Annotated in this window: 20 protein-coding genes, 1 tRNA gene and 1 pseudogene; 5 read left to right on the forward strand and 17 right to left on the reverse strand. The window is 70.8% G+C overall.

Annotation, left to right across the window (positions count from 1 at the left end):
* Window positions 1-28: 28 nt before the first annotated feature.
* Together A5680_RS03305 and A5680_RS03310 are read right to left on the reverse strand one after the other, a co-directional pair.
* Complete coding sequence (locus A5680_RS03305) at window positions 29-559, reverse strand: YbhB/YbcL family Raf kinase inhibitor-like protein (RefSeq protein ID WP_067816128.1); 531 nt, start codon at window positions 557-559, stop codon at window positions 29-31.
* A 29-nt stretch (window positions 560-588) separates the two neighbouring features.
* The gene (locus tag A5680_RS03310) at window positions 589-1,935 is read right to left on the reverse strand and encodes a M20/M25/M40 family metallo-hydrolase (protein ID WP_156674991.1); all 1,347 of its coding nucleotides are present in this window, start codon (window positions 1,933-1,935) and stop codon (window positions 589-591) included.
* Between the two features lie 115 nt (window positions 1,936-2,050).
* Between A5680_RS03310 and A5680_RS03315 the strand changes: the two genes are divergently transcribed.
* The 5 genes and pseudogenes from A5680_RS03315 to A5680_RS03335 form a co-directional block, all read left to right on the forward strand.
* Window positions 2,051-2,136, forward strand: a tRNA-Leu gene (locus A5680_RS03315).
* A gap of 468 nt (window positions 2,137-2,604) precedes the next feature.
* On the forward strand, window positions 2,605-4,254 hold the full coding sequence (locus A5680_RS03320) for a PP2C family protein-serine/threonine phosphatase (RefSeq protein ID WP_067816133.1): 1,650 nt from the start codon (window positions 2,605-2,607) through the stop codon (window positions 4,252-4,254).
* On the forward strand, window positions 4,251-5,342 hold the full coding sequence (locus tag A5680_RS03325; protein WP_067816136.1) for a B12-binding domain-containing protein: 1,092 nt from the start codon (window positions 4,251-4,253) through the stop codon (window positions 5,340-5,342). Before A5680_RS03320 ends, A5680_RS03325 begins: the two co-directional genes overlap by 4 nt.
* Window positions 5,339-5,710 carry an STAS domain-containing protein gene (locus A5680_RS03330; RefSeq protein ID WP_067816139.1) on the forward strand — a complete coding sequence of 124 codons (372 nt, stop codon included), beginning with the start codon at window positions 5,339-5,341 and terminating at the stop codon, window positions 5,708-5,710. The genes A5680_RS03325 and A5680_RS03330 overlap by 4 nt, the downstream gene beginning before the upstream one ends.
* 15 nt (window positions 5,711-5,725) lie before the next feature.
* Window positions 5,726-6,409: pseudogene (locus tag A5680_RS03335) on the forward strand (phosphoribosyltransferase); the annotation flags it as partial.
* A gap of 3 nt (window positions 6,410-6,412) precedes the next feature.
* On the opposite strand, the gene A5680_RS03340 reads toward A5680_RS03335, so the two are convergent.
* The 15 genes from A5680_RS03340 to A5680_RS03410 all read right to left on the reverse strand — a co-directional run.
* Window positions 6,413-6,745, reverse strand: coding sequence for a hypothetical protein (locus tag A5680_RS03340; RefSeq protein ID WP_055403390.1), 333 nt, complete (start codon window positions 6,743-6,745; stop codon window positions 6,413-6,415).
* Between the two features lie 96 nt (window positions 6,746-6,841).
* Entirely contained in the window at window positions 6,842-7,651 is an 810-nt protein-coding gene (locus A5680_RS03345) for a DivIVA domain-containing protein (RefSeq protein WP_055403391.1), read from the reverse strand.
* 261 nt (window positions 7,652-7,912) lie between these two features.
* Entirely contained in the window at window positions 7,913-8,203 is a 291-nt protein-coding gene (locus A5680_RS03350) for a YggT family protein (protein ID WP_007170773.1), read from the reverse strand.
* 145 nt (window positions 8,204-8,348) lie between these two features.
* Complete coding sequence (locus A5680_RS03355) at window positions 8,349-8,990, reverse strand: cell division protein SepF (protein ID WP_055403392.1); 642 nt, start codon at window positions 8,988-8,990, stop codon at window positions 8,349-8,351.
* 71 nt (window positions 8,991-9,061) lie between these two features.
* Window positions 9,062-9,850, reverse strand: a complete 789-nt coding sequence (locus A5680_RS03360) for a YggS family pyridoxal phosphate-dependent enzyme (protein ID WP_067816154.1) — start codon at window positions 9,848-9,850, stop codon at window positions 9,062-9,064.
* A gap of 5 nt (window positions 9,851-9,855) precedes the next feature.
* Window positions 9,856-10,563, reverse strand: a complete 708-nt coding sequence (pgeF, locus tag A5680_RS03365) for a peptidoglycan editing factor PgeF (protein WP_067816142.1) — start codon at window positions 10,561-10,563, stop codon at window positions 9,856-9,858.
* A gap of 102 nt (window positions 10,564-10,665) precedes the next feature.
* Complete coding sequence (gene ftsZ / locus A5680_RS03370; RefSeq protein ID WP_055405771.1) at window positions 10,666-11,817, reverse strand: cell division protein FtsZ; 1,152 nt, start codon at window positions 11,815-11,817, stop codon at window positions 10,666-10,668.
* A 227-nt stretch (window positions 11,818-12,044) separates the two neighbouring features.
* Complete coding sequence (gene ftsQ, locus A5680_RS03375; RefSeq protein ID WP_055405676.1) at window positions 12,045-12,959, reverse strand: cell division protein FtsQ; 915 nt, start codon at window positions 12,957-12,959, stop codon at window positions 12,045-12,047.
* A gap of 29 nt (window positions 12,960-12,988) precedes the next feature.
* Window positions 12,989-14,407 carry a UDP-N-acetylmuramate--L-alanine ligase gene (gene murC, locus A5680_RS03380; protein ID WP_067816157.1) on the reverse strand — a complete coding sequence of 473 codons (1,419 nt, stop codon included), beginning with the start codon at window positions 14,405-14,407 and terminating at the stop codon, window positions 12,989-12,991.
* Between the two features lie 50 nt (window positions 14,408-14,457).
* The gene (gene murG, locus A5680_RS03385; protein WP_055400959.1) at window positions 14,458-15,666 is read right to left on the reverse strand and encodes an undecaprenyldiphospho-muramoylpentapeptide beta-N-acetylglucosaminyltransferase; all 1,209 of its coding nucleotides are present in this window, start codon (window positions 15,664-15,666) and stop codon (window positions 14,458-14,460) included.
* Complete coding sequence (ftsW, locus tag A5680_RS03390) at window positions 15,663-17,261, reverse strand: putative lipid II flippase FtsW (RefSeq protein WP_055400961.1); 1,599 nt, start codon at window positions 17,259-17,261, stop codon at window positions 15,663-15,665. Before ftsW ends, murG begins: the two co-directional genes overlap by 4 nt.
* A 6-nt stretch (window positions 17,262-17,267) precedes the next feature.
* On the reverse strand, window positions 17,268-18,725 hold the full coding sequence (gene murD / locus A5680_RS03395; RefSeq protein WP_369827598.1) for a UDP-N-acetylmuramoyl-L-alanine--D-glutamate ligase: 1,458 nt from the start codon (window positions 18,723-18,725) through the stop codon (window positions 17,268-17,270).
* A gap of 1 nt (window position 18,726) precedes the next feature.
* Window positions 18,727-19,806 (reverse strand): phospho-N-acetylmuramoyl-pentapeptide-transferase, encoded by a 1,080-nt coding sequence (mraY, locus tag A5680_RS03400; protein ID WP_055400963.1) that lies wholly within the window; start codon window positions 19,804-19,806, stop codon window positions 18,727-18,729.
* Window positions 19,803-21,323: a UDP-N-acetylmuramoyl-tripeptide--D-alanyl-D-alanine ligase gene (gene murF / locus A5680_RS03405; RefSeq protein ID WP_067816145.1), complete on the reverse strand. Its 1,521-nt coding sequence runs from the start codon at window positions 21,321-21,323 to the stop codon at window positions 19,803-19,805. Before murF ends, mraY begins: the two co-directional genes overlap by 4 nt.
* A partial coding sequence (locus tag A5680_RS03410; RefSeq protein ID WP_156674993.1) for a Mur ligase family protein occupies window positions 21,320-22,272 on the reverse strand: 953 nt, incomplete at its 5' end. The genes A5680_RS03410 and murF, both read right to left, overlap by 4 nt.

Here is a 22,272-nt window from a genome sequence, read left to right on the forward strand (position 1 = left end):
CAACCGCCCGCCGACAAGTCGGCGCGAGCTACTTCTGCTCGTAGATGCCGTGGATGACGGCGCGCGCGATCGCGTGCTGGAACAGGTTGAAGCCGAGGTATGCGGGGCTGGCGTCCTCGCCAAGGTCGAGCTTGTCGACGTCGACCGCGTGCACCGCGATGTAGTAGCGGTGCGGCCCGTGCCCCGGCGGCGGAGCGGCACCGATGTAGCGGCGCATGCCCGCGTCGTTGACCAGTGTGAGCGCTCCTCCGGGCAGGTCGCTGCCGTCGCCGGCGCCCGCGGGCAGCTCGGTGACGTCGGCGGGCAGGTTGGCCACCGCCCAATGCCAGAATCCCGAGGCCGTCGGCGCGTCGGGGTCGTAGACGGTGACGGCGAAGCTGCGGGTCTCCCCCGGGAATCCTGACCAGCTCAACTGCGGGCTGACATCTTCCCCGCCCGCGCCCATGATCCCGCTGACCTGCGGCTGGGCCAGCGACTGGCCGTCGGTGACCGATTCCGATGTCAGCGTGAACGTCGGCAGCTGCGGCAGCGCGGCGTACGGGTCGGGCGCGGTGCTCATGGGCGATCCTCTCGTTACCTGTCGTGTCTTCAGCAGTGTGTCAGGAAGTGTTCCAGCACATCGGTGCCGAACCTCAGCGCATCCACGGGTACCCGCTCGTCGACCCCGTGGAACAGCGCGGTGAAGTCGAGGTCCGGCGGCAACCGCAGCGGGCTGAAACCAAAACAACGAATACCCAAGCGGGCGAAGGACTTTGCGTCGGTACCGCCGGAAAGCATGTAGGGCACCGTGCGTCCCTCGGGGTCAAGGGCCAGCACGGCGGCGTTCATCGCGTCGACCAGGTCGCCGTCGAAGCTGGTCTCGTACGACTCGAAGTCCTTGATCCACTCGCGCGTGACGTCGGGCCCCAGCAGTTCGTCGATCTCGGCTTCGAACGCCGCTTTACGGCCCGGAAGAATTCGGCAGTCGACCACCGCTTCCGCCACCGCCGGGACGACGTTGGCCTTGTACCCGGCCTTGAGCATCGTCGGGTTCGCGGTGTCCTGCAGCACGGCCTTGAGCATGCGCGCCATCGGGCCGAGCTTTTCGATCGCTCCGGCCAGATCGCCCGACGAGACGTCGAACGTCAGCCCGGTCTCCTCCTGGACGGCGGCCAGGAACTGGGCGACGGTATCGGTCAGCACGAGCGGGAACTGATGCCGGCCCAGCCGGGCGACCGCCTCGGCGACGGCGGTGACGGCGTTCTGGTCGTGCACCATCGATCCGTGTCCGGCCGGGCCGCGGGCGGTCAGCCGCATCCACGACAAACCCTTCTCGGCCGTCTCGATCAGATACAGCCGGCGTTCGCCGCCGTCGCGGCGCGGCACGGTCAGCGAGAACCCGCCCACCTCACCGATCGCCTCGGTGACGCCCGCGAACAGGTCGGGCCGATTGTCGACAAGCCATTGCGCGCCGAAGCTGCCGCCGTGCTCCTCGTCGGCGAGGAACGCGAACACCAGGTCGCGCGGGGGCACGATCCCGGCCCGCTTCAACCGCCGGGCGACCACGATCATCATGCCGACCATGTCCTTCATGTCGACCGCGCCGCGGCCCCACACGAAGCCGTCCTTGACGGCTCCGGAGAACGGGTGCACGCTCCACTCGGCCGGCTCGGCCGGCACCACGTCGAGATGCCCGTGGATCAGCAGCGCGCCCCGCGAGCTGTCCGCACCCGCTAGCCGGGCGATCACATTGCCGCGGCCTGGAGCCCCCGACTCCACGTATTGCGGCAAGTAGCCGACCTGGGCGAGTTGCTCGGCAACCCACTGCGCGCACTCGGCCTCGCCCCGCGTCGTCTCCGGTTCGCCGGTGTTGGTGGTGTCGAACCGGATCAATCTGCTGACCACCTCGACCACGTCGTCACTCGGTTCGGCCGGGAACGCGGTCTGGTCGGTCACAACCACCTTTCCTACCACTGCCGAGGCCGCTCGGCTCGGCGCTGAGCGGCCCTACTGGATTGGGTCGGCGTGAGACAATCCGATAGCCTTAGCTGCCAACCCATGCGGTTGGCTTGTCCGAGTGGCGGAATGGCAGACGCGCTAGCTTGAGGTGCTAGTGCCCTACTAATGGGCGTGGGGGTTCAAGTCCCCCCTCGGACACGCGACTGAGGCGAGGGACATGACCGCTCGCGTTCATGTCCGAGCCGATGGAGTGCGTTGAACGGCGAAGCCGCGATCACACGCGACTGAGGCGAGGGACATGAACGCTCGCGTTCATGTCCGAGCCGATGGAGTGTGTTGAACGGCGAAGCCGCAATCACACGCGACTGAGGCGAGGGACATGACCGCTCGCGTTCATGTCCGAGCCGATGGAGTGTGTTGAACGGCGAAGCCGCGATCACACGCGACTGAGGCTATAGAGTGTGTTGAGCGGCGAAGCCGCGATCACACGCGTGGCGCAGGCGATGAAGAAGGGGCCTGCCGCAGTCCCGCGACAGGGGTCGAGAAAAGGCTCCTCCGCTGCACCTTCGAGGCACGGCCAGCGCGAACGAAGCTGTCCTGCAATCAAGTACGTGCGAATTCGGCGAACGAGCCGAACCGCAATCCCCGCGTTGACAGGTCAACCGCATGCATGATGGTGCCCACCTAGGCGTCGAGATCGACCTCGACGCGCTGTGGGCGGCCGTGCCCTGTCCCACGGTGGTCATCGATCGCGACGGAGTCATCCGGGCGCTGAGCGGGTCGGCCGGAGCCCTGCTCCCCGGCGCGTCGCAGGGGGGCCGGATCGACGCGGTCGACTGGCTGGCGCGCGCACACCATCGTCTCGTCCAACTTCCCCCCGGCACGGACGCGTCCGTCGTCTCGGGAAGCGTGGGAAGCCGGAAGTTCGACGCGCACGCCGCGGTGTTGCCCAGCGGCGAGGTGGCCTGGTCGCTGGTCGAGGACACCGGCCAGCTGTTGCGGGAGGCCCAAGAGGCGTTGGCGCGCGAGCAGGAGCGCGCGGCGATCCTGCTGGAGGCGTCCTCGGTGTTGACGGCGTCGCTCAATGTCGACCGCTGCCGGGAAGCGACGGTCCAGATGGCCGCACAGCACCTGGCGGACGCGGCGGCGCTGGTGGCTCCCGCCGGCCATGGCCGGCGACTGCCGGTCTTCTACAGCGGCGCGGCCGGCGCGGTGGAGCAGTGCAGCATCGACGCGGACCCGGCGGCGGTGGCGGGCTTGAGTGAGGCGCTGCACGGGTTCCCTCCGGTCTCGTCGGGCTGGATCGACCCGGTAACCATACCGGATTGGCTTGTCCCCCAACATTTCTCGGGTCCGATCGGGTCCGTCATGATCCTGACGCTGCCCGGGCACGGGGGCTCGGCGGGGGCTTTGGTGTTGCTGCGCCGCGCCGATCGGCCGGTGTACAGCGCCGACGAAGAGATCTTCGCCGGGTTGTTCGCCGCGCGGGCCGGGGCGGCGTTGTCGGCCGCGCGGCTCTACGCGGAGCAGGCCGCCATCACCCGCACCCTGATGCGCGACCTGTTGCCGCCGCCGCTGCACGGGCTGCACGGCATCGAATTCGCCGGTGGGTACCGGGCTTCGAAGGATTACGAGGTCGTCGGCGGCGACTTCTACGACTTCCACCCCGCGGCGAGCCCCGAGGACGAGACGCTGGTGGTGCTGGGCGACGTGTGCGGCAAGGGGCTGGAGGCCGCGGTGATGACCGGCAAGATCCGGAACACGCTGCAGGCCCTGACGCCGCTGGCGGAGGACCACGAGGGCGTGCTCACGCTGCTCAACCGCGCCATGCTGTCGTCCGATCACACCCGGTTCGCCACGTTGGTACTGGCCTCGGTGGCCTACCGGGACGGCCAGGTGGTGCTGCGATTGACCTCCGCCGGGCATCCCGCGCCGTTGATCGTGCGCGACAACGGGCAGGTGGAAGAGGCCAACACCAAGGGCACGCTGGTCGGGGCGCTGGAGCGGATCACTGTGCAATCGTTCGAGACGTCCCTCGCGCCGGGCGAGACGTGCGTGCTGTACACCGACGGAATCACCGAAGCGCGCGGGGGCCCGCTCGGCGACGACTTCTTCGGCGAGCAACGCCTGGCGGACGCGCTGACCGGCTGTGCCGGAATGCCGGCCGAAGCGATCGTCGAGCGCGTCCTGATGCTGACCACGCAATGGGTGGGGCAGCGCGTGCACGACGACATCGCGGTCGTCGCTATCACCGCCCCGCGGCGCACCCACCTGTCCGCCGTGGATGGCCACACCCGGGGCAGGTACGTCGCGTGAGTTCCTTCGACACCGACGCGGCGGCCGCGGCCAGTGCCGCCGACGAACTGCTCATCCGCGAGCGGCTGTGGGGGGCGCTCGCCGACCGCGACGAGTACGCGGCCGCGGCCACCGTGTTCGCCGCCCTGGAAGCGGGCATGACGCCAGAGGACGTGCTGCTGGAGGTGATCGCCCCCGTGCAGCAGCGGGTGGGCGCCGAATGGGCAGCCAACCGCATCAGCGTCGCGCAGGAACACGCGGCCACCGCCATCAACGACCGCGTCATCGCCGCCCTGGCCCATCACGCCGCCAGCAAAGTCACAGCCCACGGCGGCCGGGTCGCATTGGCGTGCGTCGACGGTGAGTGGCACGCTTTGCCGGCCAGGCTGCTCGCGGAGGTCCTGCGGCTGCGCGGCTGGCAGGTCGACTTTCTCGGGGCGCAGGTCCCCACCCCGCACCTGATCGCCCACGTGCACGAGCACGGCCCCGATGTCGTCGCACTCTCCTGTTCGATCCCCACCCGGCTGCCCAACGCGCACGCCGCCATCGTCGCGTGCCAGTCCGCCGGCTTCCCCGTCCTGGCCGGCGGCGCCGCCTTCGGCCGGGACGGCCGCTTCGCCCGCCAGCTGGGCGCCGACGCGTGGGCCCCCGACGCGCGCACCGCCGAGGAGCGGCTGCGCCGCGGATTCCCAAGCGTGCGGCGCGCATCCAGCCGCCAGCCCGTCGATGACCTGCCGCACCTGGTCGACCAGGAATACACGATGGTGAGCCGGAGCGCGGCGCAGCTGGTGAAGTCCACCCTGGCCGATATGGAGGACCGCTTCCCCGCCGTGCGGGCGTACTCGACGCTGCAACGGCAGCACACGGTCGAAGACATCGCCCACATCGTCGACTTCCTCACGGTGAGCCTGTACACCGACGACGACGCGTTGTTCACCGACTTCGTCACCTGGACCGCCGACATCCTCGCCGCGCGCGGCGTTCCGGCCGCGTCGCTTAGCCCGGCGCTGGATTTGCTGGCCGCCCAGCTCCACGAGTTCCCCCGCAGCCAGCGGCTGCTGCGTTCAGCAAACGATGCCCTCGTCGCCTGCCCAGGAGCGCCCGAATGAACCTATCCCTGAGCGTCGCCACCACCGAGCGGTCGGCCCGCGTGCACGTGTCGGGTGACTTGGTCTACGAAACCGTGGACGCGTTGGTGGGCACCACCGGTGAGCTGCTCAATGTGCAGCCCGCCCCGGCGCACCTGCATCTGGACCTGGCCGAGCTGGTCTTCTGCGATTCGGCCGGCCTCTCCGGCCTGCTGCTCATCCATCGCCGCAGCTCCCAGGCGGGGGTTCGCCTGCACCTGGACAATCGGCCGCGATTCCTCGACCGCATCCTGGACGTCACCGGCACTTTCGAGCACCTGGTCAGCGGACCCGACGCCGACGCGGGAAGCCAGAACCAAAACGCCCCGGGAGAGACGCGGGTTCGCTGACCGGCCTAGGCTGGACTGCGACCGATGACACCCGACGGCTTTCTCCGACGTTCTTCGACGCGCACGTTCCACGACCGTGGCGAGGCCGGTCGCGCGCTGGCCGAACAGCTGATGACCTATCGCGACCGAGATGACGTTCTGGTCTTCGGCCTGGCCCGCGGCGGCGTGCCGGTGGCCCGGGAGATCGCCGCGGCGTTGCACGCGCCGCTCGACGTGTTCCTGGTTCGCAAGCTCGGGGTGCCCCGCTGGTCGGAACTGGCGATGGGCGCCTTGGCCAGCGGCGGTGGCGTGGTGATGAACGACGACGTGGTCTCGAGCCTGCGCATCACCGACGAGCAGGTGCGCGAGGTGATCGAGAGCGAGACGGCAGAACTCGCGCGGCGCGAGCGGGCGTATCGAGGCGGGCGCGCCCCGGCCGATCCGCGCGGCCGGGTGGTGATCTTGGTCGACGACGGGATTGCCACCGGCGCCAGCATGCTGGCCGCGGTCCGGGCGGTGCGGGCCGCGGGCCCGAAGTCGATTGTCGTGGCGGTGCCGGTGGGACCGGCGTCCACCTGCCGTGAGCTCGGGCTCGAGGCCGACGAGGTGGTTTGCGTGACCATGCCGCCCGGGTTCGAAGCGGTCGGCCAGGTCTACGCCGATTTCCACCAGGTCAGCGACGACGAGGTGCGCGAGGCGCTGGCCGCGCCCACCGGCTGAGTACTACTTGGCGGCCTCGTCGCCGCGGCCCTCCGCCGGAACCGTCGACTGTTCGGTGGCCTCGACTTGCTCCGACGGCTCGGGGCCGGCCTCGGGTGAGGCTTCCTCGGGATAGTCGACGGCCTCTTCTTCCCCGGCGCCCGCCTCGTCCTGGGCCTGGTCGGTGACACCGGCGTCACGCCGCTGCCGCTCCTGCAACGCGTCGATGATCAACAGCACCACGCCGAGCACGCTGGCGCCGATGCACACCCAGGCCACCAACTCGTTGCTGGTGACGACGGCGAACACCAACGCGACGAGCCCGACCAGGGCCAGCACCAGCGCAATGATCAGCATCGGTCATCCTCCAAGCGACGAGCGGGACAGCCAGTTCTTGTGCAGGCTCAGTGTGCCAACCGCGCAGTCAGGCGAGTGTCCGGCACGGCCGTGGAACTAGTTGTTACCCCGGTTGAATTGGTCGAATCCGCCGGCGTCGGCGCTGGAGTCGACGGGCGCCGCCGATCCGCGCTGGCCGAGCTCTTCCAGCTGGGATTCCAGGTAGGTCTTGAGCCGGGTGCGGTACTCGCGCTCGAACGTGCGCAGCTGCTCGAGCCGGCCTTCCAGGACCGTGCGCTGCTGGTTGATCGTTCCCATGATCTCGGAGTGCTTGCGTTCGGCGTCGGCCTGCAGGGCGTCGGCCTTCTCCTGGGCCTGGCGCAGCTGGGTCTCGGAGCGGGTCTGCGCGTCCGCGAGCATCGCGTCGGCGCGCTGCCGGGCCTCGGTGACCGTGGTCTCGGCGGTCTGGCGGGCCTCGGTGAGGATCTGGTCGGCGTTGGCGCGGGCGTCGGCCAGCATCTTGTCCGACTCCGCCTTGGCGGTGCTGGTCAGCCGGTCGGCGGTGTCCTGCGCGAGGCTGAGCACCCGGGCGGCCTTCATGGCCTGCTCCTCGTTGGTGCCCTGGGAGGCGGCGGGTGCCGCCGCCGCCGGTGCCGGCTTGGGTGCCGGCTCCGGCTCGGCGACCGGAATCGCCTGCGTGGGGGCGGCGGCCGCGGCGGGAGCGGCGCTGGCGCCACCGCCGGCGGCCAGCTCGTGGTCCAGCTCCTCGATCCGCTGACGCAGATCGCTGTTCTCTTCGATGAGCCGCGTCAGCTCGGCCTCCACCAGATCGAGGAAGGCGTCGACCTCATCTTCGTTGTAGCCCCGCTTGCCGATCGGTGGCTTACTGAACGCCACATTGTGGACGTCGGCTGGTGTAAGCGGCATTGTTTCGTCCCCTCAAGATCCTGTCTAACGTTCCCGAAAGTGTAGAACGCAGTGGTAGCCGTCGTGCAACTGCCGTCCATCCTGTCACACCAGGCGCGACCGTTGCTGTTTAGGCCAATAAATAAGAACCAATTGCAAACGCTGAGAGCAATAAAATCCGAATCCTTAGAATTTTTAAATCGCGGGCATCAAACCGAGGCTGAAACGTATCCGAACCGTCTCCGGCCCGGAAGGCGCCCCGCGGCGAGGGGCGGAAGCGGGCTAGGCCGCGGCGCCGAACGCCAGTTGCATGCCGATGAACGCGACCAGCAGCAGCACCATGATGGACAGGTCGAACCGGACCGCCCCGATGGTGAGTTGTGGGATCAGCCGGCGCAGCAGCTTCACCGGCGGATCGGTGATGGACATGATGATCTCGAGGATCACCACCGTGATGCCGGTGGGATGCCAGTCCCGGCTGAACGAGCGGATGAACTCGACGACGACCCGAGCGATGAGCAGCAGCCAGAAGATGAACAGCGCAAACCCAAGGATCTGAAAGAACAGCACCAACTGAAGAGCCCCGACCTTACCGATGAGATGTCAAGCGCCGCGGGCTTGCGCGGCGCCTGCCAGCGTACCGACTCCGGGCGTCCAGCCACATCTCAACCGGCCCGGCCGCCGGAAGCGGTGACCGACGGCCGCCGACGAGCCGCGGTTATTGGTAAGCGTAGAAGCCGGTTTCGGCGATCCGCCGACGCTCTTCGGGCGACACGTCGACGTCGGCGGGCGAGAGCAAAAACACCTTGGTCGCCACCTTGTCGAAGGAGCCGCGCAGCGCGAAGGCCAGGCCGGCCGCGAAGTCGACGAGACGCTTCGCGTCGGCGTTGTCCATCGACACCAGGTCCATGATGACCGGGGTGCCGTCGCGGAACCGCTCGCCGATGGTGCGGGCTTCGCTGTAGTCCTTGGGCCGCAGCGTGGTGATCTTGGAGAGCGGGTGGCCCTCCTCGAACATCATCGCCATCCGGCGCGGGTCCATCGCCAGCGCGCCGCGGGTGGAGTTGCGCAGCCAGGACCCGAAGCGGGGCCGGCCCATCTCGGGCCGCTCGAACTCACGGGGATGGACGGCGCCGTAGCGCGGCTCGTCACCGTAGCCGCCGCGGTAGCCGGCCGGCGGCGGGTAGTCGCCGGGCTCGCGCGGGTCGTCGTAGTCGCGCCCCTCGTAGCGGCCGTACCCGTCGTCGAAACGCGGCCGCGGGAAACCGCGGGACGGAGCGTGGTCGTCGTAATACTCGTCGTCGTAGTCGTCCATCGGGGCCATCCCGAAATAGGCCTTGACTTTGTGCAGTGTGCTCATTGCGTTGACCCCTTCTAGCCCTTCTAGCCCCTGTTGGTTGGTGTCAGTGATGAAGATGTGACTACAGTGACTTAATACGGTGACGGTAGCGGCCGCGGACCCAATAGCGCGGTACCGACACGCACACACGTGGAACCGTGTTTGACGGCAATTTCGAAATCGTCGGACATGCCGGCGGACAGGCCGACGGCGTTCGGATGGGACTCCAGGACGCGCAGGTGCTCGGTTCGCAGGCGCTCGAAGGCGGCATCGGGATCCGAGCCCAGCGGCGGGATGGCCATCAGCCCGGCCAGTTCCAGGCATTTTGACTCCTCGGTCTGCGCGCACAGCTGGTCGACGGCCCCCGGGGCCGAGATGTCGACGCCGCCCCGCGCCTCGTCGCCGTCGAGGCTGACCTGAACGTAGATCCGCATCGGATCGGCGCGCCGGCCCTCCGCCAGGGCCGCCGACACGCCGCGGTCGAGCGCGCTGACCAAGTGCGTGCTGTCAACCGAGTGCGCGGTGTGCGCCCAGCGGGCGACCGAGCGGGCCTTATTGCGCTGAATGTGGCCGACCATGTGCCAACGCAGGCCCGGAGTATCCGACCGCGACGGGGCCGCCAACAGTTTGGTGACTTCGCTCACTTTCGCCGACGCTTCCTGGTCCCGCGATTCGCCAACGGCCCGGCAACCCAATCGGGACAAAGTCACCACATCGGTTGCTGGAAAGAATTTGGTTATCGGCAGGAGTTCGATTTCACCGACATTGCGCCCCGCGGCTTCCGCGGCGGCCGCAAGGCGCGAGCGCACGGCCGCTAATGCGTGGGTCAATTCCGTTTCGCGGTCGCTGCCGCTGTCTGGGGTCGGCCTTCCTACCGTCATCGCGGTCACTCCATCCAGACCAGCGAGGCCAGTCGCCCGGTCGGCGCGTCCCGGCGATGGCTGAACAACGCCGGGTCGTCCACCGTGCACCGGGGATCGGAGTCGATCGCCGTGACGCCCAATTGCTCTAGCTGGCAAGCGATTCCGACCCTTAAGTCGAGTCCGGGAGTGCCCGCCGCGGTGGTGGTGCGGCTGCCGGGCAACGTGGCCTCGACCTCGTCGGCCATGGCCGCGGGTACCTCGTAATTTCGCCCGCTGACCGCCGGGCCCAGCAGGGCCGAGATGTCCTCGGCGTGGGCCCCCAGCGCCAGCATCGCCTCCACCGTGCGGGGCACCACCCCGAGCTGGGCGCCGACGCGGCCCGCGTGCACCGCCGCGGCCACACCGGCGCGCGCGTCGCCCAGCAGCACCGGCACGCAGTCGGCGGTCACCACCGCCAACGCCAGTCGCGCGGTGGTGGTGACCAACGCGTCGGTGTTGTCGACCGCGACGGGCCGCGGCCCGTCGACCACCTCCACCCGGTCGCCGTGCACCTGGTTCATCCACACCACACGCTCGGGCTTGAGGCCGATGGCCGCGGCGAGCCGCTTTCGGTTGGCGGACACCGCCGCCGGATCGTCGCCGACGTGGTCGCCCAGGTTGAAGGTGTCGAACGGCGGGCCGGAGACACCGCCGGCGCGGGTGGTGGTTACCCGCCGGATGCGCACGCTCACCCCCTCAGTATCCGGAGCGCACCGCCCGCCGACGGGCACCGCCATCCGGCCCCCTATGTTTCTTGGCCGGTTCGTCGCGCAGCGGCAAGCAAATCGAGACCCTCAACGGCGCATGAACGGCGGCACGTCGACGTCGTCGTCGTCCCCGCCGATATTCAGCGTGGCACCGTTGGTGTGCACCGGCACGCTGACCGCGTCCACGGGCTCGAAGAGCGTCGAGGTGAGTTTGCCGGCCTTCGCCGACTCGATCCGGTGCGCACCGGCCTTCTCGGCGGCGGCGCCGCCGATGACCGGCTTGCGGCCGGGTCCGGTGGCGTCGAAACCCGCGGCGATCACGGTCACGCGCACCTCGTCGCCCAGCGAGTCGTCGATGACCGTACCGAAGATGATGTTCGCGTCCTGGTGGGCGGCGTCCTGCACCAGCGAGGCGGCCTCGTTGATCTCGAACAGCCCCAGGTCGCTGCCGCCGGCGATCGACATCAGCACGCCCTGGGCGCCCTCCATCGACGCCTCCAGCAGCGGCGAGTTGATCGCGATCTCGGCCGCCTTGAGCGAGCGGCCCTCGCCGCGGGCCGAACCGATGCCCATCAGCGCCGTGCCCGCGCCCGACATGATGCCCTTGACGTCGGCGAAGTCGACGTTGATCAGGCCCGGGGTGGTGATCAGGTCGGTGATGCCCTGCACGCCGTTGAGCAGCACCTCGTCGGCGCTGCGGAACGCGTCCATCAGCGACACCGCCGCGTCGCCCATCTGCAGCAGCCGGTCGTTGGGGATGACGATCAGGGTGTCGCAGCTCTCGCGCAGCGCGGCGATGCCGCTTTCGGCCTGGTTGCCGCGCCGTTTGCCCTCGAAGGAGAACGGCCGGGTGACCACGCCGACGGTCAGCGCGCCCAGCTTGCGGGCGATGCTGGCCACGACGGGCGCGCCGCCGGTGCCGGTGCCGCCGCCCTCGCCTGCGGTGACGAACACCATGTCGGCGCCGCGCAGCAGCTCCTCGATCTCGTCCTTGGCGTCCTCGGCGGCCCGGCGGCCCACCTCCGGGTCGGCTCCGGCGCCGAGCCCGCGGGTGGAGTCGCGGCCCACGTCGAGCTTGACGTCGGCGTCGCTCATCAACAGCGCCTGCGCGTCGGTGTTGATCGCGATGAACTCCACGCCCTTGAGGCCCTGCTCGATCATCCGGTTCACGGCGTTGACGCCGCCGCCACCGATACCCACGACCTTGATGACGGCCAGGTAGTTATGCGGGGGGGTCATCATTCGTTTTCCTCCCTGGTGGGCTCAGTTCTTCGCGACGGGATTGCTCGGAGAACGTTCGCGGTCCGCCCTGGCAAACCCTCAACCTCAACCATAGAGTTAGAGTTATGTCAAGTAGTTCCGCGCAACCAGAACGGTATGGGCATGGCGCGCCCTAACCACGCAGGCGCGCCGACGCGCGGCTCGCAAATTTTTCTGTTGCCACCGTCACAATCCGGCGGGCGCCCCTACTTCACCGTGGGCAGGTCGGGGCTCGAGACGTCGTAGGTCCGGCCGGGCTGGGTCAGCAGGGCGGCCAGCTTCTCGGCCTTCTCGTCGGTGCGGTCGGTCGTTCCCCAGATGATCACGCGCCCGTCGCCCAGGGTCAGCGTGATCGAGGCCACCGAGGGGGCCGCGATCCGGCCCACCTGACCCGCGACCTCGGGTCGCAGCGCGGTCAGCACCTGCAGGGCCGCCTTGGTGGCCGGGTCGGTGGGGCCCGGATCGGCGACGTCGAGGTAGGGCAGCGCCGGGGGCGGCGGCCCCGTCGCGAAGTCGACGCCGTCGCGGTCGAACAGGTGCGGGCCGTCGGGAAAGTCCTTCACCGCCACCGCAACTCGCTCGACGATCGTGATGCGCAGCGCCGACGGATACTGGCGCTGCACGCGGGCGCTGGCCACCCGCCGGATCGCCGCCACCCGATCGGCGACCTGGCTGGTGTTGATCTGCAGCAGCGGCGTCCCGGGCCGCACCCGCGCGGCGTCGAGCACCTCTTCCCTGGTCACCACGCCGGTGCCGATGACCACGATGTTGCGGGCCGACATCGCCGGCGTGAAGTAGAGAATCAGCGCGAGCCCGATCCCGAGGACGACCAGGAGCACCGTCACCAGCAGCATCTTCAAGCCGCGCACCACGCCCCGGGCGACGGGCTTGGGCTCGTCGGCCACGCGGCCGCTGACCCGGCGTTTGGCCTCGCGGCGGGCCTCTTCGATGGCGGTGGCGCGCGCCTGGGCGGCCCGGCGTTCGGCGCGTTCGCGGCGGGCCCGCCGGCGCGGCCCCTCGAATTCGTCCGGCTCGGGCGTGATCTCGCCCTCGGGCCCCCCGACGAATATCGGCTCGGTGGCGGCCTCCCCTGCCTCGGGTGGCCCGCCGACCTCGCCCAGATCGCTCGGCGTCGCGTCGTTCGGCTGGGTCACCGCGGCGCCCCCGGCCGCCCGGGCGCGCTGCGGTTGTCCCGAATCCGCAGCTCGGTCACGATCTCCGGGCCCAGCAGGGTCACGTCACCCGCGCCCATCGTGACGATGACGTCGCCCGGCCCGGCCGCGGCCGCCACCTGCTCGGGGACCGCGGAAAAGTTGGGCAGGTAGCGCACGGGCACGCTGACGTGCTCGGCGACGCTGGCGCCGCTGACGCCGGCGAGCGGTTGCTCACGCGCGCCGTAGACATCGAGGACGAACACCTCGTCGGCGGCATCGAGCGCGCGGCCGAACGCTGCCGCGAACTCCTTTGTGCGCGAATACAAGTGGGGCTGAAACACCACCACGCTGCGACCGCCGCCGCTCTGCTCGAGGACCGTGCGCACCGCGGCCAGCGTGGCGCTGATCTCGGTGGGATGGTGAGCGTAGTCGTCGTAGACGCGCACCGACCCGGCGTTGCCCACCAGCTCGAACCGCCGGCGCACGCCCTCGAAGCCGGCCAGCCCGTCGAGCACGGCATCGGGCGGAGCGCCGATCTCGAGCGCTGCCAGCAGCGCGCCCAGCGCGTTGAGCGCCATGTGCCGGCCGGGCACCGACAGCCGCATCACGCGCGGGTGCTGTTCCCCCGCCAGCCGGATGTGCGCGACGGCCTCGGTGCCCTGCTGCTCCCAGGACACCAGGGTGGCGGCGTTCTCGGCATCCGGCGCGGATCCGTAGCGCAGCACCCGAATCCCCAGGGCGGCGGTGCGTTCGGCCAGCGCGGCCGCGCCCGGGTCGTCGACGCACACCACCAGTGCTCCCCCCGGGGCGAGGCGCTCCATGAAGGCGTCGAACACCCCGACGTAGGCGTCGGCGCTGCCGTAGAAGTCCAGATGGTCGGTCTCGATGTTGGTGACGACCGCGACGTTGGGCGTGTACTCCAGCAGCGAGCCGTCGCTCTCGTCGGCCTCGGCGACGAAGCAATCGCCGCTGCCGTGGTGCGCGTTGGTTCCGGCCTCCCCCATCTCGCCGCCGACCGCGAACGACGGGTCGCGCCCGCAGTGCTGCAGCGCCACGATCAACATCGACGTCGTCGTCGTCTTGCCGTGGGTGCCGGTGACCATCAGCGTGGTGCGCCCGTCCATCAGCCTGGCCAGCACGGCCGGACGCAGGATCACCGGGATGCCGCGCCGCCGGGCCTCGACGAGCTCGGGGTTGGTCTTCGGGATGGCCGCGTGGGTGGTGATGACGGCGGTCGGACCGCCCGGCAACAGGTCGAGCGACGACGCGTCGTGGCCGATGCGGATCGACGCGCCGCGGGCGCGCAACGCGTGCACGCCCCGCGACTCCTTGGCGTCCGAGCCCGACACCAGCGCCCCGCGGTCGAGCAGGATGCGCGCGATGCCGGACATGCCGGCTCCCCCGATGCCCACCATGTGCACCCTTGCCAGCTCGGGGGGCAGCTCGGGCGGCAGCTGCTCGGCGTTCACCGTCGCCCTCCCGCCGCTGCCTTCCTGGCGATGTCCAGCGCCGCCTGTGCCACCTGGCGCGCCGCGTCCGGGTGCCCCACCCGCGCGGCGGCCGCCGTCATAGCCGCCAACCGGGGCGGGTCGTTGAGCAGGCCGGCCACCTCGCGGGCGACCAGCTCCGGCGTCAGGGCGGCGTCGGCCACCACCATGCCGCCGCCGGCGTTGACCACCGGCAGCGCGTTGAGCCGCTGCTCGCCGTTGCCGATCGGCAGAGGCACGTAGATGGCCGGCAGACCGACCGCCGAAACCTCGGCGACGGTCATGGCACCGGACCGGCAGATCGCCAGGTCGGCGGCGGCGTAGGCCAGGTCCATCCGGTCGAGGTAGGGCACCGCGACGTAGGGCGGCTCGCCGGGCTGGCTCTCCCGCAGGTCCAGCGTGTTCTTCGGGCCGTGCGCGTGCAGCACCGACACGCCCGCGGCGGCCAGGTCGGCGGCGGCCGCGGACACCGCCCGGTTCAGCGACACCGCTCCCTGCGAGCCACCGAACACCAGCAACACCTTGGCGTCGTCGGCGAAGCCGAAGTGCCTGCGCGCCTCGGCGCGCAGCGCCGCGCGGTCCAGCGAGGTGATCGCCGCGCGCACCGGCACGCCGACCACCTCGGCGCGCGGTAACCCGCAGTCGGGGACCGCGGACAGCACCCGGTCGGCGCGGCGCGCGCCGACCCGGTTGGCCAGCCCCGCGCTGGCGTTGGCCTCGTGGATGAGCACCGGGACCCGGCGGCGACGGCCGAGACCGCGGGCGGCGAGGTACGCCGGCAGCGCCACGTAGCCGCCGAAACCGATGATGACGTCGGCGTCGACCGCGTCGAGCACGGCGCGGGTCTCCCGGACCGCGCGCCACACCCGAGGGGGCAGCCGCGCCAGGTCGCCGCTCGGCTTGCGCGGCAGCGGCACCGGCGTGATCAGCTCGAGGTGGTAACCGCGCTGGGGGACCAACCGCGTCTCCAGGCCGCGGTGGGTGCCCAGCGCGGTGATGCGCACCTGCGGGTCGAGCGCGCTGAGCGCGTCGGCCACCGCCATCGCGGGCTCGACGTGGCCGGCGGTGCCCCCGCCGGCCAGCACCACCGACAGGGGTTTGAGCGGCTTAAAAGCCGACAACGCGGCACCGGCGGGCTGGGGACTTCCCCCCAACCCGCCGGCCGGCTTGCTGACCGTGTCGTTCACCCGTAACGCTGACCTTCCAATGCGCGAGCGCGCCGTGCCTGACGCTGGCCGGCGTATCGCTGGCCAGATCCATGATGCACCGCCCGGCGGGCCGGCCGGCCGGCTGTGCGGGAGAAGGCCGGCCGCAGCGGTTCCTCGGCCTTGCGGGCGGGCTTGCGCGCGCCGTTGCGGGACGGGGCGCCCTTGGCCGGTTGCTTGCCGCCCCGCTTGCGATCACGGAACGACTCCAGCCGGGTCGGCACGTACGGCTGGGGCAGCGGCAGCCGCAGGAACCTGTTCACCTTGTCGTCGCGGCCGGCGCGCAGGGCCGCCACGGCCTCCGGTTCGTGACGCGCCGCGTTGGCCATGATTCCGATCATGAAAAGCGTTGCCGCCGTTGAGGTTCCGCCGGCGGAGATGAGCGGCAGCTGGATGCCGGTGACCGGCAGGATGCCGATCACGTAACCGATATTGATGAACGCCTGGCCCAGCACCCACATCGTCGTGGTCGCGGTCAGCAGCCGCAGGAAGGGGTCGGCCGAGCGGCGCGCGATGCGCATCCCGGTGTAGGCGAACAACCCGAAGAGCACCAGCAGGCCGAACGCGCCGACGAAGCCCAGCTCCTCGCCGATGATCGCGAAGATGAAGTCGTTGTGGGCATTGGGCAGGTAGTTCCACTTGGCGACGCCCTGGCCCAGGCCGTCGCCGAAGATGCCGCCGTGCGCCAGGGCGAACTTCGCCTGGCGGGCCTGATAACCGGTGTCCATCGGGTCGTTCTCGGGGTTCATCCAGGATTTCACCCGGTCCGAGCGGTAACCCGCCGACATGGCCAGGATCGCCCCGGCCATGAAGACGGCCACCAGCGAGGTGGCGAAGACGCGCAGTGGCAGCCCGGCGTACCACAGCAGCGCCAGCAGGATGATGCCCAGCGACACCGTCTGCCCCAGGTCTGGCTGGGCCACGATCAGCGCCAGGGCGATGACCGCCGCGGGGACCAGGGGAATCAGCATCTCGCGCAGCGAGGCCCGCTCCAGCCGGCGGGCCGCCAGCAGATGCGCGCCCCAGATGGCGAACGCGATTTTCGCCAGCTCGGAGGGCTGCATCGAAAAGCCGGCGATGACGAACCACTTCCGCGACCCGTTCGCCAGGTTTCCGATGCCGGGAACCAGCACGAGCACCAGCAGGATGACGGTGACGACGTACCCGGTGAAGGCGACGCGGCGGATGAACCGCACCGACATGCGCAGGGAGGAATAGCAGGCGATCAGGCCGATCACCGTCCACAGCACCTGCTTGCCGAAGATCACCCAGGCCGACCCGTCGGCGTCGTAGGACCGCACGCCCGAGGCCGACAGCACCATGATCAGGCCGAGCGTGGTCAGCAGCCCGGCCACGGCGATGATCAGGTGAAACGAGGTCATGGGCCGGCTCAGCCAGGCGCCGAACCGGTTGCGTTCCTCGGCCGCCTGCTTGTTCGCCGAAGGCTTGGCCTCGGAGGTGCCGACGATCGGGCCGGTGGCCTCGGCCTCGCCCGGTTCGGCGGCCGCGGTTGGCTCAGAAGCCGTCCCCGAAGTGTCCTTGCCCCGGCGTCTCAGCCGGGCCAGCGGGTTACCCACGCCCGCCTACCGGGTGGCCGCGCGGACGGCGGCGGCGAAGGCGTCGCCGCGGTCGGCGTAGCCGCTGAACTGGTCGAACGACGCGCCGGCCGGGGCCAGCAGCACGGTGTCGCCGGGCTGCGCCAGGTCGCGGGCCGCGGCGACCGCGGCCGTCATGACGGAAGTGCCGAGATCCCCGCCCGAATGTTTCACTTCTGTCACATTTGCACCAACAACCACAGCCGTCGCATTCATATCAGCATCCTCGCCTGTCACAACCTGGACGACGGGGACATCCGGCGCGTGTCGCGATAACGCCTCTGCAACCTCTTGCCGATCTCGGCCGATGAGCACGGCGCCGACCAGGTGAGAGGCCATCCTGGCGACCTCGGCGTCGACCGACGCGCCCTTGAGCAAACCGCCGGCCACCCAGACCACGCGCGGGTAGGCCAGCACGGACGCCTGGGCGGCGTGGGGGTTGGTGGCCTTGGAGTCGTCGACGTAGGTGATGCCGTCGGCGACGGCGACCACCTCCGCCCGATGCCGGCCCACCCGAAAGGACGCGATGGCCTGGGCGATCGCCTCAGCGGGCACGCCGACGCTGCGGGCCAGCGCCGCCGCGGCCAGGGCGTCGAGGATGCCCACGGGCCCGGGCACCGGAATCGATTCAACCGGCAGGAGCGCGAGGTCGTCGGCGAAGGCGCGGTCGATCAGCTGGCCGTCGCGCACGCCCAGTTCGCCCGCCGCCGGTTCGCCGAGCCGGAAGCCGACGCGCACGGGCGCCGTCGCGGTGCCCAGCAGCGCGGCCGCCCGCTCATCGTCGAGACCCACCACCGCCACCCGGCCGCCCAGCACCCGCGCCTTCGCCGCTGTGTAGTCGGCCATGGTGGAGTGCCAGTCCAGGTGGTCTTCGGCGATGTTGAGCACGGCGCCCGCCTCGGGCCGCACCGACGGCGCCCAGTGCAGCTGGAAGCTCGACAGCTCGACGGCCAGCACGTCCCCGGGCGCCTCGAGCACATCCAGCACCGGATCACCGATGTTGCCGCACAACAGACTTCGCCTGCCCGCGGCCGTCAGCATCGCGTGCAGCATCGACGTCGTGGTGGTCTTGCCGTTGGTGCCGGTCACCACCAGCCAGCGGCGCGGCGGACCGTACTGGCCGGCAGCGTCGAGCCGCCAGGCCAATTCCACATCGCCCCAGACCGGCACGCCCGCCGCCGCCGCGGCGACCAGCAGCGGCGTCTCCGGCGAGAAGCCCGGGCTGGTGACGAGCAGGGCGTAGTCGGCGACGCGCTCGGTGGCCGCCGACGTGGTCAGGGTCGCCACGCCGGTCTCGGCGTGGCGCCGCAGCGTGCCCGGGTCGTCGTCGCACAGGGTCGGCACCGCGCGGAACCTTGTCAGGGCCGCCAGCACCGCCCTGCCGGTGATGCCGCCGCCGGCCACCAGCACCGGCGCGCCGGGCGCCAGGGGATCGAGCCCGGCCACGTCAGGCACCGATCGCGGCCAGCCACTCACCGTAGAAAAGGGCCACGCCCAGACCGCAGGTGATGGCCGTCAGCAGCCAGAAGCGGATGATCACCGTCGTCTCGGCCCAGCCCGCCAATTCGAAATGGTGGTGGAAGGGCGCCATCCGGAACACCCGGCGCCCGGTGGTGCGAAAAGCCAGGATCTGCAGCACCACGGACGACACCTCGGCCACGAACAGCGAGCCCAGCACGACGGCGAGGATCTCGGTGCGGCTGGTGACCGACAGGCCCGCGATGATGCCGCCCAACGCCAGCGATCCGGTGTCCCCCATGAAAATCTTTGCGGGAGCGGCGTTCCACCACAAGAAGCCGATGCAGGCGCCCGCGGTCGCGGCCGCGACGAGCGCCAGATCCAGCGGGTCGCGCACGTTGTAGCAGCCCAGACCCGGCGCGGTGACGCAGGCGTTGCGGTACTGCCAGAAGGTGATCAGCACGTAGGCGGCGGTCACCATCGCCATGCTGCCGGCGGCCAGCCCGTCCAGGCCGTCGGTGAAGTTGACCGCGTTGGACCAGGCGCTGACGACGACGACGCAGAACAACACGAACAGGCCGGGAGCCAAAGTGACGGTGGCGATTTCGCGCACGTACGACAGGTCCGAGCTCGCCGGCGTCAGCCCGCTGCCGTTGCGGAACCGCAACGCCAGCACCCCGAATACCACCGCGGCCGCGACCTGCCCGATGGTCTTGGCCGTCTTGTTCAGCCCGAGGTTGCGCGACCGGCGGATCTTGATCAGGTCATCGAGGAAGCCGACACCGCCGAGCACGGTCGCCAGGCCCAGCACCAGCAGACCGGACGCGGAGACGCCCTCCCCGTCGAACGCCAGCCCGACCAGGTGCGTCCCCAGGTATCCGGCCCAGATGCCGGCCAGGATCGCCACCCCGCCCATCGACGGGGTGCCGCGCTTGGTGTGGTGGCTGGGCGGGCCGTCCTCACGGGTGTGGTGGCCGAAACCCTGCCGGGTGAACAGGCGAATCAGCGCTGGCGTCAACAGGATTGACACGGCGAGCGCGATCGCGACGGCGATCAGGATCTGTCTCACGGGCGCGTCCCGTCGTCGTCACGAGCCAGCTTGTCGGCCAGCGCGCCCAACCCGGCCGCGTTGGAGGCCTTGACCAGGACCACGTCGCCGGGCTGCATCTCGGCCCGCAGCAACTCCAGCGCGGCGTCGGCGTCGGCCACGTTGACGGCCTCGGCCCCCCACGAGCCCTCCATGACCGCTCCGTGGTGCATGGCGCTCATCGACCTCCCACTTCCCACGACGACCAGTCGAGACACATCTAAGCGCACCGCCAGCCGGCCGATGCGATCGTGCTCGGCTACCGCATCCTCGCCGAGCTCGGCCATCTCCCCCAACACCGCCCAACTCCGGCGCTTTTCGGTGGGGCCGGCCCCGCGGCCGTGGGCGATCCAGGCCAGCGCCTGCAGCCCGGCCCGCATCGAGTCGGGGTTGGCGTTGTAGGCGTCGTCGATCACCGTGACGCCGTCCGCCCGGGTGGTCACGTGCATCCGGTGCCGCGACACCGGCCCCGCCTGCGCCAGCGCGGCGGCCGCCTGCTCGACGGTCGCGCCGCATTGCAGCGCGACCGCGCCGGCGCACAGCGCGTTGGTGACTTGATGGTCGCCGTACACGCCCAGCTGCACTTCGGCCGCGCCGTTCATCGCGTGCAGGGTAAAGCGCGGCCTGGCCAGTGCGTCCAGCGACACTCCGTCCGCCCAGACGTCGCTGGGGCCGGCATCGGTGTGGCTGGACCGGCTGACCCGCACCACCCGCGCCCGGGTGACGCGGGCCATGGCCGCCACCGCCGGGTCGTCGAAGTTGAGAATCACCACACCGGACGGCGGAACCGATTGCGGCAGTTCGGATTTGGTGCGCGCGATGGCTTCGCGCGAGCCGAACTCGCCCAGGTGGGCGGTGCCGACGTTGAGCACCACCCCGACCGACGGCGTGGCGATGTCGGCCAGCGCGGCGATGTTGCCGGGGTGGCGGGCCGACATTTCGAGCACCAGGTAGTCGGTGTCCCGCGTCGCCCGCAACACCGTCCACGGGTGCCCGAGCTCGTTGTTGAACGACCCTGGCGGGGCGACCACCTCGCCCAGCGGCTCGAGCACGGCGGCCACCAGGTCTTTGGTCGACGTCTTCCCCGACGAGCCGGTGATGCCGACGATGGTCAGCCCGCCCGCCACCAGCTCGGCGGCCACCGCCTTGGCCAGCTTGGCCAGCGCCGAAAGCACCGCGGCGCCCGAGCCGTCGGCGTCGTGCTCGAGGACCCCGGCCCGCGCGTCGGCGGCGCTCACCGGCGGCACCACGATGGCGGGCACGCCGACCGGCCGGGCGGCCAGCACGGCGGCCGCCCCGGCCGCCACGGCCGCGCCCGCGTAGTCGTGACCGTCGGCGCGGGCCCCGGGCAGCGCGAGGAACAAGCCACCGGAACCGACTGCGCGCGAGTCGAATTCGACGGTGCCGGTGACCCGCAGCTCCGCGGCCGCGGCCGGTGAGATGTCGGCCAGCGTGCCGCCCACGATCTCGGCGATCTGCGCGATGGTCAGGTCGATCATCGCAGCCCCTCCAGCGCCCGGGCCAACTCAACCCGGTCGTCGAAGGGTCGGACCTCCCTCGCCGAACGTTGTCCGGTCTCGTGGCCCTTGCCCGCGACCAGCACCACGTCGCCCGGCCCGGCCCACGCCACCGCGTGTTCGATCGCCGCCCGCCGGTCGCCGATCTCGACGACCTCGGCCCCACCGCCGGCCCCGGCCGCCCCGGCCAGGATCGCGCGGCGGATGGCGGCCGGGTCCTCGCCGCGGGGGTTGTCATCGGTGACGACGACCAGGTCGGCCAGCTCGGCCGCGGTCGCTCCCATCGGCGCCCGCTTGCCCGGGTCGCGTTCGCCGCCGGCGCCGAACACCACCGCCACCCGGCGACCCGGGCGCGCCAGCGTGGTCAGCACCGCCCGCAGCGCGCCCGGCTTGTGGGCGTAGTCGACCAGCGCCAGGAAGTCCTGCCCGCGATCGATCTCTTCCATGCGGCCGGGCACCCGGGTCGTCAACAAACCCGGCGCGGCCTGCTCCGGCGAGACCCCGACCGCATCCAGAATGGCCAGCGCGACAAGGCAATTGGCGATGTTGTAATCGCCCGGCAGCCGGATGCCGACCCGGTGGCGGACGCCGGCGGGGTCGATCGCGGTGAACTGCTGCCCCCCGGCGCCCATCGGGGTGACGTCCATGGCACGCCAGTGCGCGGGCTGGCCGGCGGCGCTGACGGTGATCGCGTCACCGGCGCGGGCGGCCATGGCGCGCCCGGCGTCGTCGTCGACGCAGACCACCACCCGGCGGGCGCGCAGCGGCGACGCGGGATCGAACAGCTTCGCCTTGGCCTCGAAGTAGTCGGCCATGGTGGGGTGGAAGTCGAGGTGGTCGCGGGACAGGTTGGTGAAGCCGCCCACCGCGAATTTCGTGCCGTCCACCCGGCCCAGCGCCAGCGCGTGGCTGGACACCGTCGTCATGGAGG

This window comes from Mycobacterium sp. E2989, assembly GCF_001667595.1.
Classification (GTDB): domain Bacteria; phylum Actinomycetota; class Actinomycetes; order Mycobacteriales; family Mycobacteriaceae; genus Mycobacterium.